Source organism: Candidatus Dedyshia acidiphila (assembly GCF_051025295.1).
In the GTDB taxonomy this organism is placed as follows: domain Bacteria; phylum Acidobacteriota; class Terriglobia; order Terriglobales; family Acidobacteriaceae; genus KBS-83.
In genome coordinates this window covers 1-248 of record NZ_JBMGJV010000191.1, presented here as the reverse complement: position 1 = coordinate 248, position 248 = coordinate 1, and the positions used below count along the sequence as shown (strand labels likewise).

At 63.3% G+C, this 248-nt stretch carries 1 protein-coding gene; it reads left to right on the top strand.

Going from position 1 to position 248, the window contains the following annotated elements; translation table 11 throughout:
- Positions 1-248: sugar phosphate nucleotidyltransferase (locus tag AC5IJH_RS18565; protein WP_491904295.1), on the top strand; the 248-nt coding region annotated here is incomplete at both ends.

Sequence of the window (248 nt, the reverse complement as noted above, 5' to 3'; positions counted from 1 at the left end):
TCGTCGAGGGACCGGCGATCTCGGCGTACGGCGTGCTCGATTGCGACGACGTGCCGGGCAATCCACGGCTGCACGCGGTGAAGGGGATGGTCGAGAAGCCGAAGCAGGCCGACGCACCGTCAAAAAATGCAATCATCGGCCGTTACATTCTCACGCCGCGCATCTTCGAGCTGCTCGAGACGATTCCGAAGGGTGCAGGCGGCGAACTGCAACTGACCGACGGCATCAAGGGGCTGCTCGCGACGGAA